This is a genomic window from Campylobacter sp. CNRCH_2007_0968H, assembly GCF_025773245.1.
In the GTDB taxonomy this organism is placed as follows: domain Bacteria; phylum Campylobacterota; class Campylobacteria; order Campylobacterales; family Campylobacteraceae; genus Campylobacter_D; species Campylobacter_D lari_D.
On sequence record NZ_JAKMTQ010000003.1, the window covers coordinates 83,552 to 107,689 of the forward strand.

Sequence of the window (24,138 nt, forward strand, 5' to 3'; positions counted from 1 at the left end):
CATAAATTTTAGATAATCAGGAGGAAATAATGTTAAAAATATTGTTATTGTTATTATCATGCGCACTTGCTTTTTCAAAACCCATTGTGAGTGTTAGCATACCACCTCAAGCATTTTTTGTAGAAAAGATTGCTAAAGATAGTGTTGAAATTAATATCTTGATTTCACCTAATTCTAATGAACATAATGTAGAATTTAAACCTATGATGATTAAAAATCTTGAAAAAAGCAAAATTTATTTTCTTGCCGATTTAGAACTTGAAAAAATCCTAGAAAACAAATTTAAAAATACACTCAAAAATGTCAAAATTGTTAATATTAATGATGGCATATCATTACTAGAAAATGATGAGACTGATGAACATGAGCACGATGAACATGAGCATGGTAAAAACGATCCTCATACTTGGCTAGATCCTGTTTTAGTAAAAATACAAGCACAAAATATCTATAAAGCTTTAAGTCAAACTTTTCCACAAAATAAAGACTTTTATGCAAAAAATTTAGAAAATTTTCTTAAAGAATTGGATGACTTAAATTCAGTAATCAAAACAAATTTACAAGATATCAAACACCGAGAATTTATAGTCTATCATCCTAGTTGGAATTATCTTGCAAAAAGATACAACCTCATCCAAATTCCTGTGGAAATTGATGGAAAAGAGCCAAAAATTCAAGATTTGCAAAAACTAATAAAAATAGCCAAAGAAAAAAACATAAAGGTTATTTTTGTCCAACCTGGTTTTAGTGAAAATTCGGCTAAAGTATTATCTAAAGAATTAGACGCAAAAATTGTTTTTATCGATCATTTGGCTAAAGATTGGGATAAAGAACTTTTAAAAACCATACAAGCATTAAAAATGGCTTTAGAATGAAAATCATTTTAATACTAGCTTTTATATGCTTTCAAAAAGTATTAAGCTGTGCTTTGTGTGCAGCTTATACTCCAACGGCAAATGTAAAATTAGACTTTAACGCAAGTGATGATAACATCAATAAAATTTATGTAACTTGGGAATTTTCGCAAGATTTTATAAAAATACTGCTTCAAAACTATGATATAAATTATAATAATACTTTAGACAAAGACGAACTTACTGATATTAAATATACTCTTTTAGATTATATAGAGCCAAGACAATTTTTAATGCAATTTCAATTTTACAATTTAGATGAAAAAATTTACATAGAAAAATTTTTAAATGCCAAATTAATCTTAGATAAAACGAAACTATTTTTCACTTTTGAAGTAAATCTTAACATCCCTATAAAAGAAAATAACACATTTAGCATAAGATTTGAAGATAAGGAAGGATTTTTTAGTTTTAAATTTATACCGCAAGATTTTATCACTTTGAATTCAAACTATTATCTAAGTGCAAATCCCAATTTAAATCTCATATTTTTACAAGCACAAAAAGGCAAAACACCAAATACAACCTTTGCAGAAATTCAAATCAAGCAAAGTCCAAATTTTATAGATGATCTTTTAAATAAATTGCAAATTTTTAACGAAAATATTTTATTGTATATCAAGCAACTTCTTCAACAAGAATTTAATATACAAACATTTTTAATATTATTAATCATATCTTTTGGATATGGCATTTTTCATGCTAGTGCACCAGGTCATTCTAAAATGCTTACAAGTTCGTATTTTTTAACACACAAAAGCTCATTTTCTAAAATATTTTATTTTGTATTAAAAATAGGCATAGTGCATATAATGAGTGCATTTTTACTTGTAAGCATTGGTATAATTATCCTTGAGAAATTACTCAAAGATATCAATATGGCTGGATTTATTCTTACAAAATTTACAAGTTTACTTATAGTTTTTATAGCTCTTTTTATGCTAAGTAAAAAAATACTTCATAAAAACTCTTGCTCATGCTCTTGCCACTCACATAAAACAAGTGAATGGGTAGTCATACTAGGAGCTTCTTTGGTGCCTTGTCCTGGTGTTATATTACTTTTTATTTTTGCGTATAAATTCAACTTTTTTTATGCTTTAAGCTCTGCTGTGTTTGTGACATTGGGAATGTGCTTTGTATTATTTTTATTTGCTATAGGGGCAAATAAAATTCACCAAAATGTCAAAACTATAAAAATAAGAACCTTACTAGAGTATCTAGCTTTGATATTTATGATATCATTTGGATTATTTTTATTCATCAATACCAAAGAAGGTGTATTTTAGTGGAATTATTTCGAATATCTAATTTAAATTTTTCTTATAATGAAGAACTTGTGTTAAAAAATATCAATCTAAGCTATGATAATAATGATTTTTTATCTATCATAGGACCAAATGGTGGTGGAAAATCAACCCTTATAAAACTCATATTTGGACTTTTAAAAAGTAAAAATATAATTGAATTTAAAAATATAAATTTAAGTCAAATAGGCTATGTCCCACAAAACACTCTAACTAATACCAATTTTCCAACTAGAGTCTTAGAAGTCGTGCTTATGGGAAGGATAAATCATAAAACTTTTGGTTTTTACACCAAAAAAGACAAAGAGTTAGCTCTAGATGCTCTAAAAAAAGTATCTATGCAAGATTTTTGGGATAAAACTATCCATTCTTTAAGCGGCGGTCAAAGACAAAGAGTGCTCATAGCAAGAGCTTTAGTAGGAGAGTGTAAATTGCTTATATTAGATGAACCTACAGCAAGTGTAGATACTAAAAATGCTATACAAATTTTTGAGCTTTTAAAACAACTTCATCAAAATGGCATAGGTATTATATGCATTAGTCACGACATTAACATAACTTTAGCATATAGCGATAAAATCGCATATTTAAACAAAGAAATTTTTATACACAAAAACATTAAAGATCCAAATAAAATCAACTATATAAAACACTTATACCAAAACCATTCTCATTTTTGCGATGTTGAAATGAGTTTAAATTCTTGCCTATGTAAGGAATGTAATGCTTGAAATTTTAAATTTTAACTTTTTTCAAAATGCTTTATTTTCTTGCGTGCTAGTAAGCATTGCATGTGGTTGTATAGGAAGTTTGGTAATGGTAAATAGGCTTATGTCTATGGCTGGTGGCATTACACATGGGGCATTTGGTGGCATTGGAGTAGCATTTTACTTTTCTTTACCCGTTTTACTTAGCACAAGTTTATTTACTTTGATTTTAGCTTTTATAGTGGCTTATTTAAGCAAACACTATCCAAACAGAAGCGATAGCATCATAGCTGTCATATGGGCGTTTGGTATGGCTATAGGAATCATACTTATAGACTTAAGCCCAAAATACAATAACGACTTAATGGCATATTTATTTGGCAATATATTAACCGTTTCTAATGAAGACATTTGGCTTATGCTTGGCGCAGATATCATTTTTATCATTATATTACTATGCTTTTATAGACAATTTGAAATCATAAGTTTTGATAGCGAATTTGCTCAAACTAGAGGAATTAACACTAATTTATTTTATTATCTTTTGATTTTTATGATAAGCTTGTGTGTGGTTATTAGCATTAGACTTGTGGGGTTAATTTTAGCCATGGCTTTATTAAGCATACCAAGCTTTATAGCAGAAGGTATTAGTAAAAAGCTTGGTTGGATGATGATTTATTCAAGTATTTTGAGTTTATGTTTTTGCTTAAGTGGTTTGATGGTGAGTTATTATTTTAATATCTCAAGTGGTGCTAGTATCATTATGATCTCATGTGTTGCTTTTGCTATATTTTTAGGAATTAATGCTTTAAAAAACTTCCCTCGTTCTTAAAAAACTAGCAAATTTTGGTTTGCCATTTTTGGTTAAGCCATTGTATTTAAAAGTAATTATAGCACCAATTGGCGGAGGATTTAAGCGATCGCTTTCTTTAAAACCTGAACCTATTTTAAAACTCACTTTTTTACCCTCAATCACTGCTTCACAAAGTAAAGATCCCATTTTACCTTCAAATTTTCCCTTACCTTCAAAATGCTTTTTTACAACACATTCTGTATCATCAAAAGGTTTTAGTTTAAAAGCATTATTTGATCTTTTCTTTTCATAAGGTGCATTGTTTAATCTTATGATTATACCCTCGCCCTTATGCAAAATGATATCTTGGTAAAATTGCTTTAAATGATTTTTATCTTTAATGGAAACTTGTGGAATAATTTTTATATAATCATTTGGATTTTTAGCTAAATACTTTTTCAAAACTTCTAATCTTGCTTCTAAAGTACAAGGATCAAGTTTAAATTCCTCACAAGCATTTGGCACATCAAAGACATTATAACTTACTTTTTGCCAAAGTTTTTCATCAGGGTTTTCTTGGCGTATTAAAGATGAAATTTCTTCAAAAGAAGCTCTTTTTATCCAAAGTTCTCCATCTAACTCAAATTTAGGAAAGTTTTTTGTGAAAAATAAAGGAAGTTTTATAGTATTTCCTGCTCTTGTTTGCATAGACTTACCATTCCAAAGACCTCTTATACCATCGAGTTTTTCACTCATGAGATAATGGCTTAAATTTACATCTTTAAATGCTTTTTCATCATAAACTTTAAAAAGCAAAATATCTTTTGCAAAAAGAGAATTTAAAAAGAGAGTAAAGAGAAAAGCAAGGCTAAAAAGCCTTGCAATAAGATTAAAGTGCTTTTTTAGCAGCATCTGCTATTTTAGCAAAAGCAGCTGCGTCATTCATCGCTAAATCAGCTAAGATTTTTCTATCAAGCTCAATGCCTGCTTTTTTAAGACCATTTATAAATCTTGAATAACTAATATCATTTAGTCTGCAAGCTGCATTGATACGTACTATCCAAAGACGACGGAAATCGCGTTTTTTGCGGCGTCTATCACGATACGCATAAACCAAACTTCTTTCTAATTGTTCTTTAGCTTTTCTAAAGTGTTTGCGGCGACCACTATAAAAACCACGCGCAAGTTTTAAAACTTTTTTATGTCTGCGGCGTCTTACAACACCTGTTTTTACTCTTGCCATATTTATCCTTTCACAAATTGGCGTTCGTTAAACGAATCTTGCCCTTTAATATAAGGGGAGTTTGAATGACTTTCGTCAAAAACTAAATTTAAGCGAGCTTAAATTCCTAACATTTTTTCAACCGCTTTAACATTGGTTGAGTGAACATACTTAGAAGTGCGAAGATCACGCATTCTTTTAGCAGGTTTTTTAGTCAAAATGTGGCTTCTATAAGCAGCACCTCTTTTGATTTTATTTTTACCTACTTTGAAGCGTTTAACAGCACTTTTAACGCTTTTCATTTTTGGCATGTGTATCCTTTGGATAAATTTTTTCATAAAAGAAAGCTATCATTTTACTATAACTATGCTTTAGAAAAATTAAATTTTTATGACACAACCTGTCACAAGGATTTAATATGATTTTATTAATTTTATAAAATCCAATAAAGGAGTCAAATGGCAATAGTAATTGGTATTATAGTTATGATAGCTACTGCTATATGGGCTATAGTTTGTGGTACTTTTTGGGCTTTATTTTTGTTTGTAGTGTGGTGCGTTATATTACCAAGTTTATTTTTAATAGAAAAATACGGAATTATAAATGTAGCAGTTTCTTATGTGCTAATTTTAGCAGGCGTAGTAGTACTTGCAAGGATAATTAAAAGTAAACAATACTAAAAACCTTGACAATACGGGGGGGGGGTATTGATATAATAAAAATTTAAATTGAAAGGAAAAAGATGGCATATAGATATGACAAAGATTTGGAATTTTTGAGAAACTTAAGTAGTGAAGAATTAAATGATTTTGTTAGTATTCTCACACATGATAAAGATAATACTACAAGATTTACGGAATTAATAACAGTAAATGAGTTGTATAAAAAATTCTATCCTGATCACAAACAGTATTTAGATTTAATTTTAGATGAGTTTCAGTGTTTTGGGGGAAACACCTTTGCAAATATCTTAAGAATGGGAAAAGGTGTACTTTATAAAGAAATTTTATGCGATGTAGCCGATAAACTTAAAGTTAATTATAATAAAAATTCCGATACAGAGATAATAGAAATAAATCTTTTTATGAAAATTTTAGAAAATTCTTTAGACCAAATGAGCAAAGAGCAAATCAAGGAAATTTCTCAAGAATTAAATTTAAATTTATCAACTTTTACAAAACAATCTACAATGGCAGCAATGCAATTTTTAATAAAACAAGGTGGTTTCAAAAGCTATCAATTAATAGTTATTGTTGCAAATGCCATATCAAAATTAATTTTAGGCAGAGGATTGTCAGCTGTAGTTAATGTGAGTTTAACAAAAGCGATGAGTATTTTTGTTGGTCCTATTGGATGGGCAATAACAGGGATGTGGACTGCAATAGATATAGCAGGACCTGCTTATAGAGTAACTATACCAGCTGTTATTCAAATAGCATATCTACGACAAAGTTATAATATGAAACAAAACAACCAAAAACTATTATAAAAGAGACCACTATGATAGATAATAAAGAACTTATAAACGATTATGAACTTTTAGAAAATGATTTGAAAGAGATATCACAAAGAGAACAACTTAAAATTAATATAAATCAAAACTTAGAAGAAGCCTTGCAAGAACTAAAAAACATAGAAACACAACTACCAAAAGAGCAAAGTAAAAAACTTTTTGAGCAATGCACCCAAAACGCACTTGATGCTATAACAAGTCATTTTGGATTGGCTGCTATTGTTCTAGATTCTCAAGACGGTGGTAATGTAAGCACCACACATAATGCCAGGAAAGATATATATGCCAACGAAAACGATAAGCAACAATATGAAAAACGTGAAAAATACTGTTCAAAAAAATATCATAATGGGGAATACAATAAAATAAATAATAAACTAAAAAAAGAAATAGAAGAGGGAAGATTATATGATTATGCAACTGGAAAGATGATTAAGCCAAAAGACAATACTCAGCTAGATCATGTTGTTTCAGCCAAAGAAATTCATGAAGATCGTGCAAGAATTTTAGCTAATGCTGATGGTGTATCTTTAGCTAATACACCTCAAAATCTAAAAAAAACAGATGCTAAGATAAATAATTTTAAAAGAGATAATAGCGCAACAAAAACTTTAGAGAAATTAGAAGGACAGATACAAATATTAACCGAAAAAGAAATAAAAAATGGAAAACTATCCTTAAAAGATCAAAAAAATATAGAAAGATTATTGGATATGCAATGTAAAATTGATGATGAAAAATTTATAGAAGAATATAATCATCAAAAAAAACATATTGATAGTGAAATTGATAAAATTTACTATACAAGCCTAAAACCTTACAAAGAAGCTTTGATAACCGGAGCTAAAGACTCTACAAAAATGATTGTATATTCAGCACTTGGAATGATTTTAAGAGACTTTTTCAAAAGCTTAATGATAGAAATTAGAAAAACATTTAAAGAATTTGGAAACGAGAGTTTTAGTGATATATTCAAAAGATTTAAAGATAGAATCCATTACATTTGGGATGATATCAAAAAGAAATGGAAAAATATTTTTGCAAGTTCTTTAGAGGCAGGAATTCAAGCATTTTTATCTAATTTAGTTGTATTTGCTATAAATACTATATTTACAACTTTAAAAAGAATAGTTCAAGTTATTCGTGCTGGCTTTACTTCTTTATATAATGCGATAAAAATTATTATAAATCCTCCAAAAGATATGCCTAAAGAAGATATATATTTTGAGGCTGCTAAAATTTTTACAGCAGGTATTATCGCCTCACTCACAATGCTAGGAAGTGAGGCGATAAATAAATGGCTTATAACTATACCTGGGCTTAATGTTTTATTATCTTTACCTATACCATTTACGAGTGAAACTATAGGTGATGCAATTTCATTAAGTATAAGTGCTGCTTTTGGAGCTATTGTTAGCACTATTGTTGTTTTTTATATGGATAAATGGAAAAACAACTCCAAAATAGGAAATTTACGATTACAGCTTGTTACTCAAAGTGGTGTTATTTTAAATTGTAAAATAGCTCAAACATGGCTTATGCTAGATGATGCATATATTTTTTTAACACATGCAATAAATTCTATAAAAGAAAAGAATTTAATACTACAAAACAATCTCACTCAAGAGCTAAATACTTATAAAAAGATGGACGAGGAAAGAAAAACTAAAATATCTAATCTGAAGAAAAAGATTCTTGATCTAAAGGAATTGCATGATTAGTTATAGTAAAAGTAAACATAAAATTAGTATAATAAATTCACATGAATGTTTAACAAAAACAAATACACCTAATAAAAATGCAAATTCGCAAGAAGTAGCTAACATACTTAATAATAAAATTCACAAAGCTTCTAAAAAAATCATAGAGGCAAAAAAAGTTGCAAAATTAGCTAAAAATACTAAAAATACTTTTTTGGAAAATATGGCAAAAAATATACCTTTTGCTGGAATTTTTATTGATAGTGAAGAGATTAAAAAAATAAATATTCTAATAGAATTAAACATGATGAATATAGAGGCTATTGAAGCACAAAATGATTTAATTCAAGAAGTTATAAAACTCACATGTTATAGCATAGAATTTATAAATGACACAATCAACGATCTACAATTAATAATTTCCAAAACAAATGAAAATTATAGGACTAGCATTACAGAATTATCTTATGATACAAATGAAATTTTAGAAATATATAATGAACTTACAGATATTGTAATAAATCAAATGCAAGATCATACAAAACATTTTCAAGAAATTCAAATAAAAATAGAAAAAAATGAAGATGAAGTAAATCTAATTAAACAACAACAAAAAAACTTCACCGAAACTATTGAGTTACAAGAAAATAAAATAAACTCACTTAATAAAGATTTACTATTATCTTCAAAAAAAATCGACAATTTATCAATGCAACAAAATGAATTTATGCAAAAATATGAAAACCAAATAGCAAATTTATCGAAAGATATTATGCAGGAATTGGAAAATATAAAAACTGTAATAAAAAAACACGAAAATCTATTAGATAATAATATATTAAAAATAGTTTCTATTACATCTTTGGGGATTGCAATAATAGCAATTTTATTGCAATATATACAATAAACCATGCTAAACAAACTACCCCAACTTTTTTCATTGCTTTTTAGTTATAAATTAAACATCTTTAACATCATCTCAAAGCCAAAGCAAGCTTATACTTACACCAAGTTTGCTTTAGAGCTAAAAGAGCTTTATGAAAAAGAAAACGACAAAACCGAAGCTGCTTTTATCATCCTAGATAGAGTACTTAAATTTAAAAAAGAAAATCCTGATGATTTTAATGATTTTTTAAAGCTTATTCAAGAGCTTTTAACTACCTATGAAAACGATCCAAAAACAATCAAACAAAACATCAAAGATTTGCTAAAATAAACAAAAATAAAAAAAGGTTGTATATGGAAAAAGACAAGCTTTCTACGCGTTTAGTTTCTATACTGCAGTGTTTAAACAATGGAGAGCGTTTTAGCTTAAAAGAGCTTGCGCAAGAATTTAATGTCAGCATTCGCACCATACAAAGAGACTTACATAAACGCCTTGCTTTTATCCCTATAAAAAAAGAAAATGGAAAGTATTTTTTAGAAGGCTATGTTTTAGGAAAATTAAGCTTTAAAGATATACAAAATTTTGCTATTTTAAGCGGTATAGGTAGGCTTTATCCTAGTTTAGATAAAGAGTTTTTAAACGACTTGCTTAATGAAAAAATCAATAAAGCCTTTTTAGTCAAAACCCAAAGCTATGAAACACTTGATAGAGAAGTTTTTGAAGAACTAAGTGCAGCTATCATAGCAAAATATCCCATTAGTTTTTACTACAAAGAAAAACACAGAAAAGCTAATCCATACAAACTCATCAATATTGACCACATATGGTATCTTTTAGCAGATGAAAACGATACTTTAAAAACCTTTACTTTTTCTAAAATCACACAACTAAGAGTGGAAAAGAAAGAAATTTTTACCCCAAAAGAAGAGTTTTTAAAACAAATTCAAAAAGATCAAAGCAACTGGATTAGTAAAGAAAACAAAGAAGCTATTTTAAAACTTGATAAAAAAGCTAAAGAATATTTCTTAAGAAAAAATGCCCTTACTAAATACGAATTTATAGATGAGGATGAAAATTTTATTTACATCAAAGCATTTTATACCTATGATGATGAACTTTTAAATTTAATAAGATATTGGATACCATATATTAAAATAAACAAGCCTATCGCTTTAAAAGAAAAACTTTTTGAGCAGTTAAATACATACATGCAAGATTAGCGTTTTTTTAATATATAGAGTTGTTCTTGTATATGCATAGAGCGTTTAGAAAGGTTTCTACTAGCTCTAAAGGCATTATACTTTTGCTCAAGCACAAAACATTCTCCAAGACTTTGAAGTCTTTTTGTGAAATTTTCTTTTTTTACAAAACCCTCACAATTATAAGAAAGCAATACAATCTTGGCTTTTAAATCATTTATCAAATCAAACAAAGCATCTTCGGCTTTTTTTTCTTTGTTAAAAGCACTGCGGTTCCAGTCTTTTGGTATGCCAGAAACCTTTGAAATTTCCTTTGGCTTTTTATAATTAGCAATTAAATTTAACATAAAATAATTTGATCCATAAGGATGTTGATTATAAGGTGGGTCTAAATACGCCACATCAAAGCTATCAAGCTCTTTAGCTAAAATATTTGCATCTTTTTGAAAAACCTCATACCCACAAGTAAAATTTGAAAAAATAGGCATTTTTAAAGCTATATCGCCTTTTATACGACTAAGCGCATTTGCTCCATTTCCTCCAAATTTTCCCACTCCATTTTTATCTTTATAAAAGCCTTTAAAAACCCCGCTTGTATTTGCATGCACACTTGCTTCGTAGATAAGCGGTGCGATAAAGTATTTTTGTATATTACTTGGCAGGCTTGAAATTTTTTCTCGCATAGAGTCTAAATACATCGCATTTTTAAGCGTGTAGAAAACTCTTTCATTCTTTTGGATATACTCATCATCATTTGGCGCATAAAGCTTACTTATAAAGCCTTTTTTGAGTTTTAAATCAGAAATTAAAAAATCATAATATTTTTGTAATTCTTGTAAAAATTGTGCATTTTGATTGCTTAAATAACACTCATTGATGATTTTAGAATAATCTTCCAAATCATTTGCCATGATAAAACTCGCATAAGGCTTCACAAAACGCGAAACTACCCCAGAGCCACTAAATACATCACAAAAACTAAATTTGTCTTTTTTAAGCTCATTTTGTGCGAATTTAAAGCCTTGATTTAAAAACTCAAGCAAGGATCTTTTATTACCAAGATAAGTTATGATTTGTTCTTTTAAAAATTGTGGATTTTCTTCTAGCATAAGTTTAAAATACAAGCCTTAAAAAGGCTTGTGATTATTTTTTCTTTTTAGGAGTTACTAGCATATTTACATAGCGTCCTTCGAGTAAAGGCTCTTTGTCTCTATCTGCTATATCTTCAACCATTTGCCAAATTTTTTCAAGCAAAGCTACCCCTGCTTCGGGAGAGCCCATCTCACGACCTTTTAAAAACACTCTAAATTTCACATGCTTGCCTTGCTCTAAAAACTCGCTTGCATGTTTGACTTTATAATTAATGTCATTTTGAGCGATTTTCACAGAAAGTTTGATTTCTTTTATATCAATAACTTTTTGTTTTTTCTTTGCTTCTTTTTGTTTCTTTTCTTGTTGATAACGGAATTTTCCATAATCCATTATCTTACATACAGGTGGTTTGGCTTCAGGGGCTATCATCACCAAATCAAGCCCTAGTCTATTTGCTATATCTAGTGCTTCATCACTACTAATAATGCCATAAACCTTGCCATCATCACCTATACATCTGATCTCATCTGCTTGAATTTCTTCATTTAGCAATACTTCTTTTTCTTTACTCAAAAGCGTACCTCACTTAATTTCTCCTTTATTAGGGTTATAAATTCATCTAAAGTCATTGTTTTTTGTTCTTTTGCTCTTCTATCTCTTAAAGCCACACTTTTGTTTGCTACTTCTTCATCACCTAAAACAAGTATCATAGGCACATGTGCTTTTTCGGCTGTGCGGATTTTTTTATTTAAGCTTTCATTTTTATTATACACTTCACTATCAATGCCAAGTTCTAAAAGTTTTCTTGCTATTTCTTTTGCATACTCATGATGATTTTGCGAAATAGGCACTATAGCTATTTGAGTTGGTGCTATGAAAAATGGCAACTCACCCGCATAATGCTCTACTAAAATTCCTATAAATCTTTCAAAAGAACCCAAAATAGCACGATGAAGCATTACAGGTTGTTTTTTCTCATTATCTGCGTCTGTGTATTCGAGTTTAAAACGGCTTGGTAAGTTAAAATCTACTTGTATAGTTCCACACTGCCATTTTCTTTTTAGCGCATCAGTGATTTTAATATCGATTTTTGGACCATAGAAAGCTCCACCGCCCTCATCAATGCCATATTTTAAACCTTGTTCATCTAAAGCTTCTTTTAAAGCCTTTGTAGCTATGTCCCAAATTTCATCATCACCTATTGCTTTTGCTGGGCGCGTTGAAATTTCCATTTCATAATCAAATTCAAAAGCTTTCATCAAAGTATCAACAAAGCTTAAAATTTCTAAAACTTGTTCTTTTATCTGACTTGGCATACAAAAAATATGCGCATCATCTTGGGTAAATTCTCTTACCCTAAAAAGTCCGTGTAAAACTCCACTTTTTTCATGGCGGTGCACCACGCCGTATTCAAAAAACTTCAAAGGTAAATCACGATAGCTTCTAACATCGCTTTGATAAATTTTAATATGTCCTACACAATTCATCGGCTTAATGCCGTATTCTTGCTCATCAATTTGCGTAAAATACATATTTTCTTTATAGTTTGCATAATGCCCACTAATTTTCCACGCATCAGCTTTTAAAAGCTCAGGTCCACGCACAGGCTCATAGCCTCTTAATCTATGTGCTTTATATAATAAATGTTCTAATTTACTTCTTAATTTTGCACCATTGCTAAGCCATATAGGAAGCCCACCGCCTATTTCATCATCAAAAGCAAAAAGTTTCATTTCATTACCAAGTTTTCTGTGATCTCTTTTTTTAGCTTCTTCAATGATTTTTAAGTATTCATTTAAACTTTCTTTATCTGCAAAAGCAGTACCATAAATTCTTGTGAGCATTTCTCTTTTTTCATCACCACCCAAATACGCTCCCGCTACACGAGTAAGCTTGAAAAATCTTAAATACCTAGTATTTGGTACATGAGGCCCACGGCATAAATCTTCAAATTCGCCTTGCTTATAAATACTTACTTTTCCATCAGGAATTCTTAGTAAAACTTCTTGTTTTAAATCATCATTAGCAAATTTTTCTTTAACCTCAGTCTTTGAGAGTTCATATTTTGTGATGTCTAGCTTTGCTTCAGCTAGTTCTTTCATTTTCTTTTCGATTTTGCTTAAGTCTTCTTCTGAAATCTTACTATCAACTCTAAAATCATAATAAAACCCATCTTCTATCACAGGTCCTACGAAAAATTTAGCCTCTGGATACAAACTTTTAATCGCTTGAGCCATTAAATGCGCACAAGAGTGGCGGATAACTTCTAAACTTTCTTTAGAGTTATCAAAATAAATCGGAGTTAAATTTGTATCATTGTTAAAACTTTGAGTATCTACTAAAGTTTCATTATTTGCATATGCAATTATATCTTTTGTCATTTCTACCCTTAACACTCACTAACCTTGTGAGCTTAAATTAAAATATAAGACTAATTTTAGCTATGAAAAACTTAAACTTTTTTTAAATAAAGGATATTTTTATATTTCAAACACCTGTTCTTGATATATCTAAAGTACCACTCATAAAAAGGTATAAAAATACAAAACCTAAAATTATCCTATAAATTCCAAAAGGTATGAAGTTTATTTTGCTAATTAATTTTAAAAATATTTTAATTACTATAAAAGCCACTACAAAAGCTGTTATAAAACCTATGGCTAAAGGAATGAAATTATTCATATTGCTTAGAACTTGTGGTTCTTTATAAATGCTATAAGCTGTTGCTATAATCATAGTAGGAATTGCAAGCAAAAATGAAAATTCAGAAGCAACTTTGCGATCAAGTCCGAGCAATAACCCGCCTATGATACTTGCTCCACTTCTTGAAGTACCTGGTATAATAGCAAGAGCTTGGGTTAAACCTATCAAAAAAGCTTGTTTATAACTTACCTCATCTAAAGAGTGGATTGTATAGTCTTTTTTTCTATGTTTAAGTTCTATGATGATAAAAACAATCCCACCAATGATTAACATAGTAGCCACGGTATAGCCATTAAATATTTCTTTTAAAAACTTATATGCTATAAAACCCACCCCGCCTGCAGGCAAAAAGCCCACAGCAAGTTTTAACCAAATATCAAGTTTTTGAGTTAGTTTTTCTTTAAAAATAAAAATCACCGCTAGTATAGAACCAAGCTGAATGATGATAAAAAAACTTCTCCAAAAATCATCTATATTTAAACCCAAAATTTCAGCACCCAAGATCATATGCCCAGTAGATGAAACAGGTAAAAATTCTGTCAGACCCTCAATGATTCCTAAAATCAAAGCATAATAATAATCTAAATTCATTTTTTAAGCACTCTTCTTGCAAAAATTAGCATAATCGCTATAAATACTACAAAACCTATAATCCCATCATCTTTAAATGAAGTTGCAATAGCAAGCGGATCTTCAGCTCCACCTCTACTAATAGAAAGCACAGTTAAACCAGCTATTAATACTCCAAATATACTCTCACCTACTATCAAACCAGAGGCAAATAAGGTTCCTTTTTGCTCATGCTCTTGAATAAGTTCTTTTTTATGAGCATTTTTAGCATATCTTTGATCCAAACGCTTTTTAATTAAATATGCCAATAATCCACCTATAAACAAAGGCATATTAACAGCAGGTGGTAAATATATACCTATACCCACAGCTAAAGGTGGTAAAGACATATTTTTCTTTCTTAATAAACGATCGACAATGATTATACCAACACCCACAAAAGCTCCCGCTATAATATAACCCCAATCAATATTAGCGTTAAAAATACCTTGAGCTATAGTGCTCATTAAATTTGCTTGTGGTGCAGCAAGTGCATTTGCCTCATCCATTCCTTCTCTTGGCATTGCACCCACAAAACCATAAGCTTGGTATAACAAATTTAACACAGGAGCTATAGCCAAAGCTCCAAACACACAGCCTATAATCAAAGAAACTTGTTGTTTCCAAGGAGTTGCACCTACTAAATAACCAGTTTTTAAATCTTGTAAATTATCATTAGAAATAGCAGCAGTTGCCAAAATAACACTGGTAGTAAATATAGCAAAAGCAATAGCAAATTTAGACATTAAAGGATCGCTAAATAAATCTACTTGATAACCCAAAAGTAAAATAATCAAAGAAGAAATCATAATCCCAATTAGTCCTATACCTGAAATAGGAGAAGATGATGAACCCACTAAACCTGCCATATATCCACAAGCAGAAGCTACAAAAAAGCCTATAAAAATAGCTACTAAAGTTCCTACCAAAGCAAAAAGAATTTGATAGCCACTTGCTAAATTTGAATCAGCCACAAAAGCATAAAATGAAATAAACAAACCTATACACATAAGCACAAATAAACCTAGCATAGCTTTTAAAGATAAATCCATATCTTTAGGATCTTGTGAGAGGTTTAATGAAGTTTTTTTAAGCATATTTTTCATACCATCATATACAGGCTTTGCAAGTTCTATTAAAGTCCATAATGCTGCTATGGCAATAGCTCCTGTACCTATTAAGCGTACTTTTTGAGCCCAAATTTGATTAGCTATATCAAGTGCACTTAAGCTTACATCAAAACTTTCTTTAGCAGAAAAATATGGTACAAAAACCATCCAAGCAAGCACCATACCCACAAGCAATGCAACACCTCCGGCTATACCTACTAAGTATCCAGCACCTAAAAGTGCCACCGAATAGCCCATAGAAAATCCAAAAGTCATTTTTTGCCAAATAAATGCAAAACTACTTCCACTTGAAAGTAGTTTAAAGCCACTTGAAAAAAGGCTTACAATAGAAGCTAATACTACACCAACTGTGATTTCTTTTAAGCCTACCTTTCCTTTTTTATCAGCTTGATCTTTATTAGCCACTTTTAAAATTTCAGCAGCAGCCCTTCCTTCAGGATAAGCCAATTTACTCTCTACTACCATAGCTCTACGCAAAGGTATAGTAAAAAGCACGCCTAATCCACCTCCGCAAAGACAGAGCATAAAGGTAAGCCAAAGTGGAAATTCAAACCAATACCCACATATAAAAAGGCCCGGTATAACAAAAATCACAGCCGAGAGCGTACCTGCAGCTGAAACTTGAGTTTGAACCATATTATTTTCTAAAATATTAGAATCTTTAAAGATTTTTAAAACAGCCATTGCAATTACAACAGCAGGAATAGAAGTAGAAAAAGTAAGACCAACTTTAAGCCCCAAATATACATTTGAGGCAGTAAAAATAATCGTTAAAATACTTCCTAGTATTATACCCCTAAGCGTAAGCTCCGGTAGTGAGTTTTTTGCATACATTTTGTTTCTCCATTTTTATTGACAACCTTCACATTCTATAGTTCTATCAACCACATCATCATTTACTTTTTGACTATCAGGACTTTCGCTTCTTAGATAGTAAGTTGATTTAACACCTAATTCCCAAGCAAGTTGATAAATTTCATTTAAATATCCACCGCTTGCTTTATCTAAAGAAACAAAGATATTTAATGATTGACCTTGATCAATCCATTTACCACGAATCGCTGCTGCTTTTACTAAGATTTTTTGATCAAGCTCATAAGCAGGAGTATAATACTGCCAAGTATTAGCGCTTAAATTTGGCACCACAGTTGGTATCATACCACTTAAGTTTTGCTCAAACCATTTTCTTTTATATACAGGCTCAATTGTTTGAGTAGTACCCACTAAAATCGAGATAGAAGAAGTTGGCGCTATAGCCATTAAATAACCATTTCTTATGCCATCTCTTTTTAGTTTTTCTCTTAATTTTTCCCAATCACACTCGCTTTGATCAAACAAACCTTCACTTGCGGTAAGTTTTTTAGCATTTTCATTTGCTACATCAATTGGCACTATACCTTTACTCCAGTTTGATCCTTCAAAGTCAGGATAGCTTCCTTTTTCTAAGGCTAAATTTGAGCTAGCTAAAATAGCCTCATAGCTAATCATCTCCATAATACGATCAATTTTTTCAAAATGCTCATTAGAACCCCAATAAATTTGAGCTTCAGCCAACATTTGCGCTTCACCCATTACACCAAGTCCTATAGCGCGTGATTTTAAGTTGGTATTTTTAACCTTTACATGGGGATAAAAATTCAAATCAATCACATTATCAAGCATTCTTATCGCTGTTGGTACTATTCTTTGGATATCTTCTTTAGTGTTGATTTTACTTAAGTTTATACTTGCTAGATTGCAAACTGCTGTTTTTCCTTCGTTTTTATATTTTTCTACTATGTAAACTTTTTTACCATTGATACTATCTAAAGTAGAAACTTTCTTAGCAAGTTTTTTATACCCTCCATCTATTGTAAGCTCTTCATCCTCGTCTAAATGAAGCTCTGTTTTATCATCAAATACGATTTTAATTTGATAATAGTTTGGATCTGTATTTTGAAAAATTTCTGTACATAAATTTGAACTTCTTATAATTCCTGCGTGGGAATTTGGATTTGTTTTGTTTGCACTATCTTTAAAACATAAAAATGGCATACCTGTTTCAAAATAAGATAAAAGTATTTTTTTCCAAAGCTCTTTTGCATCTATAATTTCTTTAGCTATGCTTTCATCTTTTTCAAATTCTTCGTATTTTTTTTCAAATTCTTCACCGTATAAATCGCATAAACTTGCTGTATCAGCAGGATCAAAAAGCGTCCATTTACCATTTGCCCTTACTCTTTTCATGAACAAATCATTAATCCACAAAGCAGGGAAAAGTTCATGCGCTCTTCTTCTTTCTTCGCCAGAATTTTTACGCAAATCTAAAAAGTCATTAATATCCATATGCCAAGGTTCGATATATACAGCAATCGCCCCTTTTCTAGTACCAAGTTGATCAACAGCAACGGCTATGTCATTAGTGATTTTTAAAAATGGTATGATCCCGCCTGCTGCGTTTTTATGCCCATCTATACTTCCACCCATAGCACGCACCTTAGACCAATCCCAGCCTATGCCACCGCCAAATTTAGATAAGAGTGCCATTTCTTGATAGGAATCAAAAATCCCTTCTATATTATCAGGTGTGCTTCCTATATAACATGAGCTTAATTGGTGTCTTGTAGTTCTTGCATTTGAAAGGGTTGGAGTTGCAAGCATTACTTCAAAAGTTGAGATCAAATCATAAAATTTTTTAGCCCAAGTTTGAGAATCTAATTCATTTTGTGCTAAAAACATCGCAATAGCCATAAACATTTGTTGTGGTAATTCTATAGGCATACCTTTAGAATCTTTAATCAAATACCTATCATACAAAGTTTTTATACCAAGATAAGTAAATTGCAAATCACGCTCTGGCTTGATATAAGCATTAAGATCATCTAAATCATATTTTTCTTTTAGGCCGATTAAAATCCTACCTTCTTTTTCGCCTTTTTCAAGGTATTCTCTTAAATGTTTATACCCATTATAACCACTTACTTTTTTATATAAATCATACAAAAATAATCTTGCGGCAACAAAGGTCCAATTAGGTCTATCAATATCTATTTTATCTACTGCTGTTTTTATAAGAGTTTGTTGGATTTCTTCTGTTGTTATACCATCACGAAATTGAATTTTTGCATCTACTTCAAGCTCACTTTGACTTACATTTTCTAAATTTGCCACCGCGTCGGTAGTATATTTTTTAATCTTAGAAACATCTAACTCTTCAGTTCTTCCATTTCTTTTTAATACTTTCACTCACAACCCCTAGTTTATTATTTAAAAGTTCTTTCAAAAATTTTATCTACATTTTTAGTATAGTAGTTATAATCAAAGCAATTTCTAATATCTGCTTCACTTAAAGAATTTTTCAAATCCTCATCAGCTAATAAAGCTAATAAAAACAAACTCTCGCCTTTTTCATTTAAAGCAGGCTTACCATTTTGTAAATCAGCCCAAACTTTCATAGCATTTCTTTGAACAATCTTGTAAGCTTCTTCTCTGCTTATACCTTTAAATGGAAGTTCAAGCAATACTCTTTGAGAAAATACAAGCCCTCCAGTTAAATTTAAATTTTTCATCATATTTTCTGGATATACCAAAAGCTTTTCTACCACACCGCATAATCTTGAAAGCATAAAATCAGTCGTGATAAAAGCATCAGGTAATACAAATCTTTCTACACTAGAATGTGATATATCTCTTTCATGCCATAATGCTACATTTTCTAAAGCAGGTGTTACATAAGCTCTTATCATCCTGCAAAGACCAGTAATATTTTCACTCAAAACAGGATTTCTTTTATGAGGCATAGCTGAACTTCCTTTTTGTCCTTGAGAAAAATATTCTTCAGCTTCATATACTTCTGTTCTTTGAAAATGGCGGATAGCAACAGCAATTTGCTCACAACTTGAAGCTAAAATAGCTAAAGCCGAGATAACTTGTGCGTAACGATCTCTTTGTATAACTTGGTTTGAAACTGGTGCTGGTTTAAGATCTAAATTTTTACAAACTTCTTCTTCAAATTCAAGTGGAGCATGAGCAAAATTTCCCATAGCACCACTGATTTTTCCATAGCTAATCACTTCTTTTGCATGAATAATTAAATCTTTTGCATGAACTAGCGAATCATACCAAATAGCCAAAACTAAACCAAAAGTTATAGGCTCTCCATGAATTCCATGACTCCTTCCTACCATTAAGGTATTTTTATGCTCATATGCTCTTGTTTTAATCGCTGCTAAAACTTGATCTAAATCTTGCAAGATTAGTTCTAAACTATCTTTAATCTGCAAAGCAACTGCGGTATCAATACAATCTGAACTTGTCATTGCATAATGTACAAAACGACTTTCCTCGCCTAAGCTTTCACTTACACTAGTTAAAAAAGCGATAACATCATGTTTGGTAGTTTTTTCTATTTCATCTATTCTTGCTATATCAAATTTTGCATTTTTTATAATTTTTTCACAATCATCGTCTTTAATAAGACCAAGTTTATTCCATGCTTTCACAGCAGCTAATTCTACTTTTAGCCATGCATCATATTTTGCTTGCATGTCCCATTTTTTAGCCATGATTTCTCTACTATATCTTTCAACCATTTTCAAGACCTTTTTTTATATAATTTTTTATGAAAAAATAGCTTGAATTTTATTATAAATTACCTAAGAAAGTTATTAAATGGCATATATAAAAAAGAAACTAGCAAATAATGGAAAAAAGGCATTTAGACTACTTATGGAAGAGTTAAAAATTTCTATGCGTGAAGCACAAAAACTCATTGATAAAAAAAGATTATTTTGTGATGGAAATTTGGTAGAAGAAAAAAATAAATTTTTAAATGGTTTAGTAGAATTAATCGTATATGAAAACAACCCCAAAGGATTAGAAATAGTTTTTGAAAATGAAGATTTTGCCATCGTAGAAAAACCAAGTGGAGTGCTAACTCATCCTAATGGGCGCAATTGTGCTTATAGTCTTTGTGATGAAATTTGGCATTTATGGGGTGAAAAAGCTTGCGTGGCTCATAGACTAGATAAAGAAACAAGCGGACTTTTACTCATAGCAAAACATAAAAATGCACAAATTGAGTTAAAAACTATGTTTGAAAAAAGATTAGTGCAAAAAAGTTATCTTGCTCTAGCAAAAGGAAAAACTGAAAAAGAATTTATAGTAGATAAAAGCATGGATTTAGCTAAAGACTATGATACAGTAAAAACTAGGATGCATATTTGTGAAAATGGCAAAGAAGCTTTAACACAATTTTATACTTTAGAATATTTTGAAAATTTAGATGCTAGTTTAGTTTTAGCTAAACCTCTAACAGGCAGACAACATCAAATAAGATTACATTTGTTTCATGTGAAACATAAAATTTTAGGTGAACCTTTATATGGTTTAGAAAAAACACAAATAGAGCAAATATTAGATGGAAAAATGAGTGATATAAAAAGAGCTCAAATTACAGGCGCTAAAAGACTGCTTTTACACTCTTTTAGCTTAGAATTTACATATAAAAATCAAAAATTTTTGATACAATCTCAAAAAGATATAAAAGGTGAATTTTTGAAAAATCTACCTTAATCTTTTTCTAATTTTAAAACCTTATCAGTTTGGATTGCAACTGCAATTTGCTTAGCTGGTTTACCATAATCTCTACAATAATCACAAGATTTATAAAAATCTTGAGAATAAAATTCAAAAAATCTTTCTTTAGAATCCTCTAAATTTAAAAAATCACCATTAAATTCTTCAAGTCCTTTTAAGCGTGACAAGGAGCTTGATATAGGACAAACAAAAATAGCTCCTTTAGGTGCTAATTGTTTATTTTCTAAGCCCTCAGATGTCATCAAACTTACACATGGCATTTGACAATTACGATAATTTTTGATTATATCTTCTTTACTTCTACCGCGTTTATAAATTTTTTCAGGATCACTCCAAGTAGAATTTTCACCACTAGAGTTCATAGAAAATGGAATTTTATTTTCTTTTAATTTTCTTAGAATGCTTTCTTGTTTTAGTGGAATTTTTAAATTTGGCGATCTTTTGTAGTCTGAAATTGTAATTTTTCTAACCTTATTAGATTTTTTTAACTTTTTCATCAATTCATCTTTAAAATCAATAGTTGCATTAGTAACTAAAGAAAAAGTTAGTATTTTCTTTTGAGCATCTAAATAATCAATCAATTGTGGTAAATCTTTAAACAACAGGGGTTCTCCGCCTATAATTCTAACTCTTGCAATAGAATCTACTTTAGATAAAAGTAGATCTAATGATTCCATAATACCCTCTAAAGTACAGGTATATTGATTTGATGGTGAAAAATACTACATCAAATTATTACATGATTCACAACGCAAAGTACATCTTGTAGTTAAAACTAATTCTAAATAAGGAATATCCACCTTACCTTCTAAAACCCTCTTTTCGAAGTATTTTTTCAAATAAAATTTTTTCATCAAAGCAGCATAAGGAACTTTAAAAATTCTAGCAATTCCTCTTTTACCATTTAAATGAGAAAAATACCAAGAAATATTTGGCTTTATATATCTATTTTGAAATAATTGATTTTCTAACAATTGTTTTTTATCTATCATTATTTTTCCCTTCATTTTTTAATACATAAATAATCCCACCAAGTCCTATGATCACTACTATGCTTATAAAAATAAGTTGGACTATATCTAAAAAAGTCATTGTTTACTCTGCCTTTCTTTAAGCTGTCCGCATGCAGCTGAAATATCAAGTCCCTTGCTTTCTCTTATCGTACAAGTAACACCTTTTGCACTTAAATAATCTTGAAATTTAACCGCATTTTCAACACTTGGTCTTTTATATAAACTTCCTTCGTGTGGATTAAAAAGTATTAAATTCACTTTGGCTTTTATACCATTTAAGAGCTTGACTAGTTCTTTTGCATGTTCTATTTTATCATTTATACCATCAATTAAAAGGTATTCAAACATTACTCTTTTACGCTGATCTATAGGAAAATTTCTCACCGCTTCCATAATGCTTGCTATATTATAAGCTTTATTAATAGGCATTAATTCACTTCTAAGCTCATCATTTACAGCATGGAGCGAAATAGCCAAAAGCACACCTAAATTCATTTCTCCAAGCTCTTTAATTTGCTTTGCTAAACCACTTGTGCTTATAGTTTGTCTTCTAGGGCTTATCGCTAAAGCATCATTATCAGCTAAAATTTTAACTGCCTTAGAAACATTTTTAAGATTATCCAAAGGCTCTCCCATACCCATATAGACTATATTAACCCTTCTTTCATAAGGTATGTTGTTATGTTTTTTAATCCATAAAATTTGTCCTACTATTTCTCCTGCAGTCAAATTTCTTTTCAAACCGCCTTTAGCAGTCAGACAAAAACTGCACCCACTTTTACACCCCACTTGAGAGGAAACACAAATAGTATATCTTGCATGTTTGATGATTTTTCCATTTTCATCTACAAGCTCTTCTTTCATAGGTAGCAAAACAGCTTCTATTTTTTTACCATCTAAAAGCTCAAAAAGATATTTTATACTACCATCTTTGCTTTTTTCATCTTTCACACATTTTAAAGGTGAAAAATGAAAATTTTCTTGTAAATACACTCTAAAGTCTTTTGGTAAAGATGACATTTGTAAAAAATCGTCTGCATATTTTTTATATAACCATTCAAAAATTTGCTTTGCTCTAAATTTTGGCTGGACTAAATTTTCTAATTCTTCTTTAGTAAAATCTAATATATTTTTTAATTCACTCAATTTTTTTCCTATATAAGTTTCTTATCTAATAAAAAATCTTTTAATAATTCTTTTGCTTCTTGATGATTTTTAAAAAAATCTTCATGTGCAAATTCATTACAAAAATTTGTAGCACATAAATAACAAATTCCTTCTATTCCTTGCATTTTTGCACAAGAAAGCACAGCGTATGCTTCCATATTTTCTATATGTACGCCTTTTTTAAAAAATTCTTGGGCAATATTTTCATCTTTGCAAATATAATTTGAAGAATTAATCATAGTTTCATGTGAAACATTTAATCTAATCTCATTTGCTATAGGTGTATAAAAACTATCAAATAAATCTGCGTATTCTAAATTTGCAGCATTAGAACTTTCATAAATGTCTAAAATTTTTCCTTCTTGGTAAATTCCACATGTACCTATAAAAATCACTCTATCTGTTTTTACTTGACTTAAAATTTTACCTAGATAAAAAGCAGAATTAACTAAACCTATGCCTATACTTTGTGCAAATTTAAAATCCTCATTTCCTCCTGCACACACTATAAGATTTTTCAAAAATTAACCTTTATAAAAAATAATTCAAATTTTATCTAATTAGCGCTTAAAATAATGCTATAATTAATATTTTTTAGATAAAATAAAT

Annotated in this window: 26 protein-coding genes; 11 read left to right on the forward strand and 15 right to left on the reverse strand. The window is 29.9% G+C overall.

Annotated elements, in window-relative coordinates; translation table 11 throughout:
• Positions 1 to 29 precede the first annotated feature (29 nt).
• Genes L8Y18_RS02610 through L8Y18_RS02625 form a run of 4 tightly spaced genes read left to right on the forward strand, consistent with a single transcriptional unit; the run spans position 30 to position 3,757 of the window.
• Complete coding sequence (locus tag L8Y18_RS02610; protein ID WP_263664512.1) at positions 30 to 875, forward strand: metal ABC transporter solute-binding protein, Zn/Mn family; 846 nt, start codon at positions 30 to 32, stop codon at positions 873 to 875.
• Positions 872 to 2,200: a DUF1007 family protein gene (locus L8Y18_RS02615; protein WP_263664513.1), complete on the forward strand. Its 1,329-nt coding sequence runs from the start codon at positions 872 to 874 to the stop codon at positions 2,198 to 2,200. The genes L8Y18_RS02610 and L8Y18_RS02615 overlap by 4 nt, the downstream gene beginning before the upstream one ends.
• Positions 2,200 to 2,949, forward strand: coding sequence for a metal ABC transporter ATP-binding protein (locus L8Y18_RS02620; RefSeq protein WP_263660398.1), 750 nt, complete (start codon positions 2,200 to 2,202; stop codon positions 2,947 to 2,949). Before L8Y18_RS02615 ends, L8Y18_RS02620 begins: the two co-directional genes overlap by 1 nt.
• Entirely contained in the window at positions 2,942 to 3,757 is an 816-nt protein-coding gene (locus tag L8Y18_RS02625) for a metal ABC transporter permease (RefSeq protein WP_263676195.1), read from the forward strand. The genes L8Y18_RS02620 and L8Y18_RS02625 overlap by 8 nt, the downstream gene beginning before the upstream one ends.
• Here L8Y18_RS02625 and L8Y18_RS02630 read toward each other — a convergent pair.
• The 3 genes from L8Y18_RS02630 to rpmI form a co-directional block, all read right to left on the reverse strand.
• Entirely contained in the window at positions 3,734 to 4,630 is an 897-nt protein-coding gene (locus L8Y18_RS02630) for a DNA ligase (protein WP_263670002.1), read from the reverse strand. The genes L8Y18_RS02625 and L8Y18_RS02630 overlap by 24 nt on opposite strands.
• Entirely contained in the window at positions 4,608 to 4,961 is a 354-nt protein-coding gene (gene rplT / locus L8Y18_RS02635) for a 50S ribosomal protein L20 (RefSeq protein WP_039617097.1), read from the reverse strand. Before rplT ends, L8Y18_RS02630 begins: the two co-directional genes overlap by 23 nt.
• Positions 4,962 to 5,059: 98 nt before the next feature.
• On the reverse strand, positions 5,060 to 5,251 hold the full coding sequence (gene rpmI / locus L8Y18_RS02640) for a 50S ribosomal protein L35 (RefSeq protein WP_039617094.1): 192 nt from the start codon (positions 5,249 to 5,251) through the stop codon (positions 5,060 to 5,062).
• 147 nt (positions 5,252 to 5,398) lie between these two features.
• Here rpmI and L8Y18_RS02645 point away from each other — a divergent pair, with 147 nt between their 5' ends.
• From L8Y18_RS02645 to L8Y18_RS02670, 6 genes are all read left to right on the forward strand, one after another.
• Positions 5,399 to 5,620, forward strand: coding sequence for a hypothetical protein (locus tag L8Y18_RS02645; protein WP_263659198.1), 222 nt, complete (start codon positions 5,399 to 5,401; stop codon positions 5,618 to 5,620).
• A gap of 62 nt (positions 5,621 to 5,682) precedes the next feature.
• Positions 5,683 to 6,429 carry a DUF3944 domain-containing protein gene (locus L8Y18_RS02650; RefSeq protein WP_263659199.1) on the forward strand — a complete coding sequence of 249 codons (747 nt, stop codon included), beginning with the start codon at positions 5,683 to 5,685 and terminating at the stop codon, positions 6,427 to 6,429.
• A gap of 11 nt (positions 6,430 to 6,440) precedes the next feature.
• Positions 6,441 to 8,174, forward strand: coding sequence for a hypothetical protein (locus L8Y18_RS02655; RefSeq protein ID WP_263676196.1), 1,734 nt, complete (start codon positions 6,441 to 6,443; stop codon positions 8,172 to 8,174).
• Positions 8,167 to 9,060 carry a hypothetical protein gene (locus L8Y18_RS02660; protein ID WP_263659201.1) on the forward strand — a complete coding sequence of 298 codons (894 nt, stop codon included), beginning with the start codon at positions 8,167 to 8,169 and terminating at the stop codon, positions 9,058 to 9,060. Before L8Y18_RS02655 ends, L8Y18_RS02660 begins: the two co-directional genes overlap by 8 nt.
• Before the next feature lie 3 nt (positions 9,061 to 9,063).
• Positions 9,064 to 9,369, forward strand: a complete 306-nt coding sequence (locus L8Y18_RS02665) for a hypothetical protein (RefSeq protein WP_263659202.1) — start codon at positions 9,064 to 9,066, stop codon at positions 9,367 to 9,369.
• Positions 9,370 to 9,392: 23 nt separating this feature from the next.
• On the forward strand, positions 9,393 to 10,259 hold the full coding sequence (locus L8Y18_RS02670; protein ID WP_263664516.1) for a helix-turn-helix transcriptional regulator: 867 nt from the start codon (positions 9,393 to 9,395) through the stop codon (positions 10,257 to 10,259).
• On the opposite strand, the gene L8Y18_RS02675 is transcribed toward L8Y18_RS02670, so the two are convergent.
• The 7 genes from L8Y18_RS02675 to purB form a co-directional block, all read right to left on the reverse strand.
• Entirely contained in the window at positions 10,256 to 11,347 is a 1,092-nt protein-coding gene (locus L8Y18_RS02675; protein WP_263664517.1) for a DNA adenine methylase, read from the reverse strand. The genes L8Y18_RS02670 and L8Y18_RS02675 overlap by 4 nt on opposite strands.
• Positions 11,348 to 11,381: 34 nt before the next feature.
• Entirely contained in the window at positions 11,382 to 11,903 is a 522-nt protein-coding gene (infC, locus tag L8Y18_RS02680; RefSeq protein ID WP_039617082.1) for a translation initiation factor IF-3, read from the reverse strand.
• Positions 11,900 to 13,711 carry a threonine--tRNA ligase gene (thrS, locus tag L8Y18_RS02685; protein ID WP_263676198.1) on the reverse strand — a complete coding sequence of 604 codons (1,812 nt, stop codon included), beginning with the start codon at positions 13,709 to 13,711 and terminating at the stop codon, positions 11,900 to 11,902. Before thrS ends, infC begins: the two co-directional genes overlap by 4 nt.
• 106 nt (positions 13,712 to 13,817) lie before the next feature.
• Positions 13,818 to 14,624, reverse strand: coding sequence for an undecaprenyl-diphosphate phosphatase (locus tag L8Y18_RS02690; RefSeq protein ID WP_263659205.1), 807 nt, complete (start codon positions 14,622 to 14,624; stop codon positions 13,818 to 13,820).
• A complete protein-coding gene (locus tag L8Y18_RS02695; RefSeq protein ID WP_263676200.1) occupies positions 14,621 to 16,606 on the reverse strand; it encodes an OPT family oligopeptide transporter in 1,986 nt (661 codons plus the stop codon). The genes L8Y18_RS02690 and L8Y18_RS02695 overlap by 4 nt, the downstream gene beginning before the upstream one ends.
• A gap of 15 nt (positions 16,607 to 16,621) precedes the next feature.
• Positions 16,622 to 18,997: a ribonucleoside-diphosphate reductase subunit alpha gene (locus tag L8Y18_RS02700; RefSeq protein WP_263659207.1), complete on the reverse strand. Its 2,376-nt coding sequence runs from the start codon at positions 18,995 to 18,997 to the stop codon at positions 16,622 to 16,624.
• Between the two features lie 17 nt (positions 18,998 to 19,014).
• On the reverse strand, positions 19,015 to 20,343 hold the full coding sequence (gene purB / locus L8Y18_RS02705; protein WP_263659208.1) for an adenylosuccinate lyase: 1,329 nt from the start codon (positions 20,341 to 20,343) through the stop codon (positions 19,015 to 19,017).
• Between the two features lie 79 nt (positions 20,344 to 20,422).
• Here purB and L8Y18_RS02710 point away from each other — a divergent pair, with 79 nt between their 5' ends.
• Positions 20,423 to 21,325, forward strand: coding sequence for an RluA family pseudouridine synthase (locus L8Y18_RS02710; RefSeq protein WP_263662718.1), 903 nt, complete (start codon positions 20,423 to 20,425; stop codon positions 21,323 to 21,325).
• On the opposite strand, the gene L8Y18_RS02715 is transcribed toward L8Y18_RS02710, so the two are convergent.
• From L8Y18_RS02715 to L8Y18_RS02735, 5 genes are read right to left on the reverse strand one after another with little or no spacing between them, the layout of a single operon-like run.
• A complete protein-coding gene (locus L8Y18_RS02715) occupies positions 21,322 to 22,026 on the reverse strand; it encodes a hypothetical protein (RefSeq protein ID WP_263662719.1) in 705 nt (234 codons plus the stop codon). The genes L8Y18_RS02710 and L8Y18_RS02715 overlap by 4 nt on opposite strands.
• 45 nt (positions 22,027 to 22,071) lie before the next feature.
• Complete coding sequence (locus tag L8Y18_RS02720; RefSeq protein ID WP_263659212.1) at positions 22,072 to 22,341, reverse strand: hypothetical protein; 270 nt, start codon at positions 22,339 to 22,341, stop codon at positions 22,072 to 22,074.
• A complete protein-coding gene (locus L8Y18_RS02725) occupies positions 22,331 to 22,441 on the reverse strand; it encodes a hypothetical protein (RefSeq protein ID WP_263659213.1) in 111 nt (36 codons plus the stop codon). Before L8Y18_RS02725 ends, L8Y18_RS02720 begins: the two co-directional genes overlap by 11 nt.
• Complete coding sequence (rlmN, locus tag L8Y18_RS02730; RefSeq protein WP_263661401.1) at positions 22,438 to 23,508, reverse strand: 23S rRNA (adenine(2503)-C(2))-methyltransferase RlmN; 1,071 nt, start codon at positions 23,506 to 23,508, stop codon at positions 22,438 to 22,440. Before rlmN ends, L8Y18_RS02725 begins: the two co-directional genes overlap by 4 nt.
• A gap of 8 nt (positions 23,509 to 23,516) precedes the next feature.
• Complete coding sequence (locus L8Y18_RS02735) at positions 23,517 to 24,050, reverse strand: purine-nucleoside phosphorylase (protein ID WP_263662720.1); 534 nt, start codon at positions 24,048 to 24,050, stop codon at positions 23,517 to 23,519.
• Positions 24,051 to 24,138: the final 88 nt, after the last annotated feature.